The organism is Flexivirga sp. (genome assembly GCF_035551235.1).
Lineage (GTDB): Bacteria > Actinomycetota > Actinomycetes > Actinomycetales > Dermatophilaceae > Flexivirga.
Window position 1 is genome coordinate 119,858 of the sequence record NZ_DASZNO010000005.1, and the last position, 7,434, is coordinate 127,291.

The 7,434-nt window shown below is 67.7% G+C and carries 6 protein-coding genes; 3 read left to right on the forward strand and 3 right to left on the reverse strand.

The features are described 5' to 3' along the window. Positions 1 to 53: 53 nt before the first annotated feature. Together hemG and hemQ are read left to right on the forward strand one after the other, a co-directional pair. Entirely contained in the window at positions 54 to 1,439 is a 1,386-nt protein-coding gene (hemG, locus tag VG502_RS00875; RefSeq protein WP_325547813.1) for a protoporphyrinogen oxidase, read from the forward strand. Between the two features lie 22 nt (positions 1,440 to 1,461). Then, positions 1,462 to 2,172 (forward strand): hydrogen peroxide-dependent heme synthase, encoded by a 711-nt coding sequence (gene hemQ / locus VG502_RS00880; RefSeq protein WP_325547814.1) that lies wholly within the window; start codon positions 1,462 to 1,464, stop codon positions 2,170 to 2,172. Positions 2,173 to 2,256: 84 nt separating this feature from the next. Here hemQ and VG502_RS00885 read toward each other — a convergent pair whose 3' ends face one another. The 3 genes from VG502_RS00885 to VG502_RS00895 form a co-directional block, all read right to left on the reverse strand. Beyond that, positions 2,257 to 3,687, reverse strand: coding sequence for an amino acid permease (locus VG502_RS00885; protein ID WP_325547815.1), 1,431 nt, complete (start codon positions 3,685 to 3,687; stop codon positions 2,257 to 2,259). Positions 3,688 to 3,775: 88 nt separating this feature from the next. Continuing rightward, a complete protein-coding gene (gene msrB / locus VG502_RS00890; RefSeq protein WP_325547816.1) occupies positions 3,776 to 4,201 on the reverse strand; it encodes a peptide-methionine (R)-S-oxide reductase MsrB in 426 nt (141 codons plus the stop codon). A gap of 183 nt (positions 4,202 to 4,384) precedes the next feature. Then, on the reverse strand, positions 4,385 to 6,787 hold the full coding sequence (locus tag VG502_RS00895; protein WP_325547817.1) for a lamin tail domain-containing protein: 2,403 nt from the start codon (positions 6,785 to 6,787) through the stop codon (positions 4,385 to 4,387). A gap of 161 nt (positions 6,788 to 6,948) precedes the next feature. Between VG502_RS00895 and VG502_RS00900 the strand changes: the two genes are divergently transcribed. Next, positions 6,949 to 7,434 (forward strand): uroporphyrinogen decarboxylase/cobalamine-independent methonine synthase family protein (locus VG502_RS00900; protein ID WP_473964763.1); only part of this gene is annotated, 486 nt, incomplete at its 3' end.

The window sequence follows — 7,434 nt, forward strand, 5'->3', positions numbered from 1 at the left end:
CGGTGTCACGATGCTGCTGCGGTGGCGCAGCGGCCTGGTGAGAGGCTGTGAGCATGGCTCGCATCGTCATCATCGGCGCAGGGATCAGTGGTCTGACCGCTGCCTTCGAAGCATCGGCGTCCTCACACGACGTGATGGTGCTCGAGGGGTCTCCGCAGATCGGCGGCAAGCTGCGCCTGGCGACCATCGCCGGCCACCAGGTCGACGTCGGTGCCGAGTCGATGCTCGCCCGCCGCCCCGAGGGTCTCGAGCTGCTCGCTGATCTCGATGTCGAACCGGTGCACCCCGCGTCGGTGTTCGCGTCGATCTGGACACGGGACGCGCTGCGACCGATGCCGAAGGGCACGATGCTCGGCGTACCCGCGGATGCCTCATCGCTGGAACCCCTGCTGACCGATGCCGAGATCGACCGGGTGCGGGACGAGCGTGTGGTCGAGGTGTCGGGCGATCTGTCGGTGGGTGAACTGGTCGAGTCCGCGCTCGGGTCCGCCGTCGTCGACCGTCTCGTCGAGCCCCTGCTCGGCGGTGTGTATGCCGGTCACGCCCGGCGACTTTCCGCTGCGGTAGCCGCGCCGGCGCTGCTTGCTGCCGCACAGCACGGGCAGGCGTTGACCGATGCGGCGCGGTCGGCGGCCGAGCGGTCGGCCACGACGAGCGGCTCGCCGAAACCGGTGTTCGCCGGTGTTCGAGGCGGTGTCGGGTCGCTGCCCAAGCACTTGGTCCGGCTGCTGCTCGACAGGGGAGTGACGGTGCGCACCGGGGCCACGGTCCGGGACCTGCAGCGGACCGGGGACCAGTGGCAGGTCACGGTGGGCGAGACCCGGTCGCCGGAGATCATCGACGCCGACGCCGTCGTTGTCGCGACCCCGGCGCGTGCCACTTCCCGGTTGCTCTCGTCCGTTGCGCCGGAGGCCGCGACGGCGCTCGCCGGCATCGACTACGCGTCGATGGCGATCGTCACCTATGCGTTCTCCGGCGCCGAATCCACAGTGTTCGCAGGCAGTTCCGGCTTCCTCGTGCCTCCGGTCGACGGCCGGCGGATCAAGGCGTCGACCTTCAGTTCCAGCAAGTGGCCGTGGCTCGAGGAGGCGGCGCCGGAGGTCACGTTCGCTCGGGTCTCGATCGGCCGGCAGGGGGAGGAAGCCGATCTGCAGCGCAGCGACGCCGAGCTCGCGGCGGCCGGCATGTCGGATCTGCGCGCCGCCCTCGGCGAGGACATGCCCCGTCCGATCGCCGCCCATGTGCAGCGCTGGGGTGGAGCGTTGCCGCAGTATGCCGTCGGGCACCTGGACCGGATCGCCGAGGTGCGTGCCGAGCTGACTGCTCTACCCGGTCTCGAAGTGGCGGGCGCGGCATACGACGGCGTCGGCATACCGGCGTGCATCGGCACCGGGCGACGGGCAGCCGGGGCGGTGCTCACCCACCTCGCGGGTCGCTGATCGCGAGCGCGACAATGGGCACATGAGCGACGACCGACTGCGACCGGGTGCCAAGGCGATCAACGAGATCAACGACACCATCCGCTACACGATGTACTCCGCGTTCAAGGCGACCCGCGCGTTGCCGGACGACCGGGAAGGCGCCATCGCGGAGGCGGAGCAGTTCCTGAAGGAGCTGGAGTCGCAGGACGTCGTGGTGCGCGGCACGTATGACGTGGGAGGCCTGCGCGCCGACGCGGACCTGATGATCTGGTGGCACTCGGCGGACATCGAGCCGCTGCAGGACGCCTACCACCGCTTCCAGCTGACCGAGCTCGGCCGCAGCTTCGACGCGGTGTGGTCCAGCGTCGCGGTGCACCGCCCGGCGGAGTTCAACAAGTCGCACGTGCCGGACTTCCTGGTCGACCCGGAGCCGAAGAAGTACGTCTGCGTCTACCCGTTCGTCCGCTCCTACGAGTGGTACCTCCTGCCCGACGCCGAGCGCCGCACGATGCTCAAGGACCACGGCCTGCTGGCTCGCGGCTACCCCGACGTGCGGGCCAACACCGTGCCGGCGTTCGCCCTCGGTGACTATGAGTGGATCCTGGCGTTCGAGGCGGGCGAACTGCACCGCATCGTCGATCTGATGCGCGACCTGCGCGCCGCCGAGGCGCGCATGCACACCCGCGTCGAGATCCCGTTCTTCACCGGCCCGCTCGCGCCGATCGGCGACATCGCCCGCCGCCTACGTTGACGTTTCATCCCGAGTGACGGCTTCCTCGGCGAGTGACGGTCCGATCCGACCGTCTCTCGGCGAAGAAGCCGTCACTCGGCATGGTTAGCCGTCGTTGGTCTGGACGGCTTCTCCCTGACCGACCTTGCTGTGCCGGTAACCGTATGCCGCGTAGACGATCGCGCCGATCAGGAACCACACCACGAACCGGATCCAGGTCGCTTCCTGCAGCTTGGTCACCAGCCAGATGGAGAAGGCGATGCCGACCAGCGGAGTGATGGGCATGAACGGCGTCCTGAAGGTCCGCGGCAGTTCCGGCGAGCGGTAGCGCAGCACGATCACTGCGGCCGAGACGACCACGAACGCCAGCAGGATGCCGATGTTGGTGAGCTCGGCGGCATCGCCGATCTTGACGAAGCCGGCGATGGCGGCGGCCACGATGCCAACGATCCAGGTGGGGCGTGACGGCGACCGGTGCTTGTTCGTCTTGGCGAACCACGAGGGCAGCAGCCCGTCGCGGCTGATCGCGAACCAGACGCGGGAGGCACCCAGGGTGAACGAGAACAGGACCGTGATGATCCCGACGATGGCGCCGATCGACACGATCTTCGCGAACACCGTCAGCCCCGCGCCGTTGAACGCCTCGGCGAAAGCGGCGGTGTCGGACAGGTGCTTGTAGTCGACCATGCCGGTCAGCACGGTCGCGGCCAGCAGGTAGAGCACCATCGCGATGGCGAGGGACAGGATGATCGCCTTGGGCAGGTTGCGCTCGGCGTCCTTGGACTCCTCAGCAGCCGTGCTCATCGCGTCATACCCGAAGACCGCGAAGAAGACCGTTGCCGCACCCGTCGCGACACCCGACATGCCGTAGGGCATGTATGGCGACAGGTTGTCGGACTTGATGTAGAACGCCCCGACCACGATGACCGCGAGCACGATCGCGATCTTGACGAACACCAGCCAGGTCTCCACCTTCGCACTGGTCTGGATGCCGCGGTTGAGCAACCAGGCGACGAACAGGCAGAGCAGCACGGCGAACAGATCGACATGGTGTCCGCTGCCGGTGCCGGGCGCGCCGAGCATCCAAGCGGGCAGGTGGATGCCGATCGCGCTGAGCAGGAAGCTGAAGTACTGCGAGACGCCGATCGCGACGACAGCGACGATCGCGGTGTATTCCAGCAGCAGGTCCCAGCCGATGAACCAGCCGACCGCCTCGCCGAGCACGGCGTACCCATAGGTGTATGCCGAGCCGGCGCGGGGGATCAGGCCACCGAACTCGGCGTAGGAGAGCGCAGCACATGCGCTGGCGATGCCGGCGATGATGAAGGAGATCGACACGGCCGGACCGGCGTCGGCCTTGGCGACGGGCCCGGCGAGCGCGAAGATGCCGGCCCCGATGATCGCGCCCAGGCCGATGGCGGTCAGCTGCCACAGGCCGATGGTGCGTTCCAGACCGCTGTCCTCAGCCGCCTCGATCGGCTTGCGCCGGAAGATCCCGGTCGTCTTGGGAATCGGGGTCGCTCGGTCCGTCGCCATAACTCTCCTCCAGTTCGGAACCGGGCAAGCGTGGCACTGGTTCCGGTCGCTGTCGAGGAGGCGCGGCGACGGGCCGTGGGGTTACCGGTCAGTCGGTGCTGCCGGTCGGAGCGAGCTTGAGCGACACCGAGTTGATGCAGTAACGCTGGTCGGTCGGGGTCGGGTAACCCTCACCCTCGAAGACGTGCCCGAGGTGGGATCCGCAACTGGCGCAACGGACTTCGGTGCGCGTCATACCCATCGACGTATCGGTGATCAGCTCGACGTTGTCGTCCTCGGATGGTGCGTAGAACGACGGCCAGCCGCAGTGGCTGTGGAACTTCGTCGTGCTGCGGAAGAGCTCCTCGCCGCACGCCCGGCACGAGTAGACGCCTTCGGTCTCGGTGTCGGTGTATTCGCCGGTGAAGGGTCGCTCGGTCGCCGCCTCGCGCAGCACGGCGTACTCAGCGGGGGACAGCTCGGCCTTCCACTCCTCGTCGGTCTTGGTGACCTTGTATGTCGACTGGTCGCTCACGGGCGCCGTCCTTTCCGTCGCGGGAGAAGTTTCGTCATACCGCACAACAACGCGACCCCGCCGGACGTTCCCGGTGTCTTTGGCTCGACTCCTCGCACGAGACCCGGATGTGTGGCTCGCAAGCTCGCTCACGCATCCGGGTCTCGTGGTCGTCGTCTTCGCGCCCGCGACGGCTGGTGTGTGTCAGTGGACCTGCAGCTTCACGATCTGCGGGTCGTGATCGGAATCCTGGTCGTAGAACTGCGAATTGGTGTGCACGACCTGATAGTCGTACTTCTTGGCCAGCGCCGGACTCACCAGCAGCTGGTCGAGCACCTGGCTGTTGCCCTGGTAGTCGTAGCTGTAGCGCTCGTTCGCCGGCAGCGTGTCGATCAGATCGGTCATCGCCGTCTTGCCCGAGCCCTTGACGATGTTCGCGGTCTCGCTGAAGTTGAAGTCGTTCAGGTCGCCAAGCACGATCACGTTGGCCTTCTTGTTCGCGGTCAACAGGTCGTCGATGAAGCCGCGGACGGCGGTCGCCTGCGCGTGCCGCTGCACCTCGGAGGAGCGCTGCGGCGGCTGGTAGCGGCCCATGATGCCGTCGTCGCCTCCCTTGGAGTTGAAGTGGTTCGCGATGACGAAGAGCGGCTTGCCCTGCCACCGGAACTCGCCGACGAGCGGCTTGCGCGAGTCGTCCCAGGCCGCGTTGGTGGGGTCGATCCGGCCGGGCGAGTAGTTGATCGAGGTCGTGGGGCCGTTGCCGGTCACTGCGACCGAGTTCGTCGGCGTTCCACCGGGCTTGTCGACGAACGACATACCGCGGTCGGTGCGGTAGAGGAACACCGAGCGGATGTTGCCGCCGGGCTGCCCGCCGTCCTGGTCATTGACGGGATCGATCCACTTCGCCTGGTATGCCGGGCCGCCCGCGGCCTTGATCGCCGCGATCAGCTTGTCGGTGGTCTGCGCGGAGTCGACGGTGCCGTCGTCGGTCGCACCGGTATTGTCCTGGATCTCTTCGATGGCAAGGACATCCGGCGACGCGAGGTTCGTCGTGATCTGACCGGCGAGCCGGTCGAACTTGCTCTGCGGGTCGGATGGCGCGAGGTTCTCGACGTTGAAGGTCGCAACCGCGGCCTGTTGCTTGCTGGGTGCGGTGGTGACGTCACGGGTGGTGCCGCCGGACTTGTGCTGACCGGCTTCGGTGGCCAGCAGGGTGAAGTTGCCGAAGTTGTAGTCGAGTACGCCGGCGGTCACGCCCTGGTAGGTGTCTCCGGTGTTGGCCGGTGCGATGGAGTCCTTCGGCAGCAGAGCGTCGGAGAGGATCAACCGCATCGCGTTCGGGGTGTCGTAGCTGCGGTAGAGGACGCCGCCGTCGGGTGTCCAGGTGACGTCCTTCGTGTTCGCCGGGACGATGGGTGTCTCGCCGTAGCTCGTCGCGGTCGGGCCGACCGCCTTGGCGTCGGTCTCCTGGATCCGCATACCCTCCAACGATTCCCAGAAGTCGAGCGCGTTCATCTGCGGGTCGAGGGTCAGCCCCGCCTGCTCGACATTGCCGGGGTCGCCCTGCTCCACGACCTGAGCCGGTGGCACATGACCCTGCGAGCCGATCTCGACCGCCGTCGGCAACGCGTTGCCGGAGCTGTTCACCTGGATGTTCGGGCTACCCAACTCGGTGGTCGTCAGGTTGCCGTTGCTCACACCACCGGGGCGGTACTCGCTGACCTTGCCGGCGACGGTGACGTCGTCGCCGACCTTGACCATGCCGGCACCGCCGAAGACATAGAGGCCCTCGCTGGTCCGCGGGTCGTCGTCCGGAGTGGTCGACTGGATCCAGAAGCCGGCGCCGCCGTTGAGAGCGGTCACGATGCCCTTGATGTCCTTTACCTGCTCACCGGCCAGCGGCGATTGGAAACCGGTGCCCTGGATCTGCTCGATGGTCGACGATGTGCCGGTCGGCGGCGGTTGTGTGTTGCCGTCGGTGCCGCAGACGCCGATCGGCGCGGTGGAGTTGAGCGGCTTCGGGTCGGCCGCGACGAAGTCCTTGGAGTTGTCGTCGGTGTCGACGCAGCCCTTGGTCCGGCTGTCGGCGGTGGTGTTCGTGATCCCGGGCGCGGTGGAGCCCTCGACATACGAGGAGGTGACCGCGCCATACCCGACGGTGTCGACCGTGGCGTCGCCGTGGGCGAGGACGACGCTGCCCTTGCTGGCCGACATGTTGAGGGTGCCCGTGGCGTCGGGGATCGGGAGCGGAGCGGCCGAGGCGCTGCCCGCTCCCTCCTGCACGAGGAAGTGGCCGCCCGGTGCGATCGAGCCGGTGAGGCTCGTCGTCCCGCCGCTGCCGCCGGTCGACGAGTAGTAGGCGAGCGACCAGCCGGACAGGTCGACCGCGGTCGATCCGCCGTTGTAGAGCTCGATGTAGTCGTTCTGGTATGGCGCACCGGAGTTCCCGCCGCCGCCGTAGACGGCGGAGATGACGACGGAGTTCGAGGCGGCATGGGCCGGGGTGACGGCCAGGCAGGTGGGCCCGCCGACGGCGAGGGCCGACGTGGCGAGCAGCGTGACGAGACGCACGCGGGTGATGCGTGGTCGCGTGGGAAGTTGTGGCATGAGGACCTTCCAAGGGTGCTTGGCGGCGCGATCGCGCCGTACGTTCTTGGGACTGTAGGGACTCCGGGGCGTTGCCGGGGGGTGTTTCAGGATGACGAACTGTTGAATTCGGTCGGCTCCTGTCCCGCCGCCGGCCCGGCCGGTCATTAGGGTCGGGAGGTATGACGATCAATCCTCCGTTCCGATCTGACATCGTCGGCTCATTCCTGCGGCCGGACGCCATCAAGCGGGCACGAGCGGCGCACGAGGCCGGCGAGTTGTCCGACGAGGACCTGCGCGGCGTCGAGGACCAGCAGATCGCCGAGTTGGTCGCCAAGGAGGCGCAGGCCGGGCTTCGCGCGGTGACCGATGGTGAGTTCCGCCGGTCCTGGTGGCACTTCGACTTCCTCGGCGGTCTCGACGGTGTGTCGGTTGTCGAGTTGGACCACAGCCTGCCTTTCCAGGGCGCGACGACGAAGGCGCTCGGGGTCCGGATCGACGGCAAGCTCGGCTTCCCGAAGGACCATCCGATGCTGGAGCACTTCCGCTACCTGAAGTCCGTCGCGGAGGCGAACCATGTGCAGCCGAAGTTCTCGATCCCGTCGCCGACGGTGCTGGACTTCCGGGTCGAGCCGGCCAACCTGGCCGCGCCGGACTACCCCGACCGC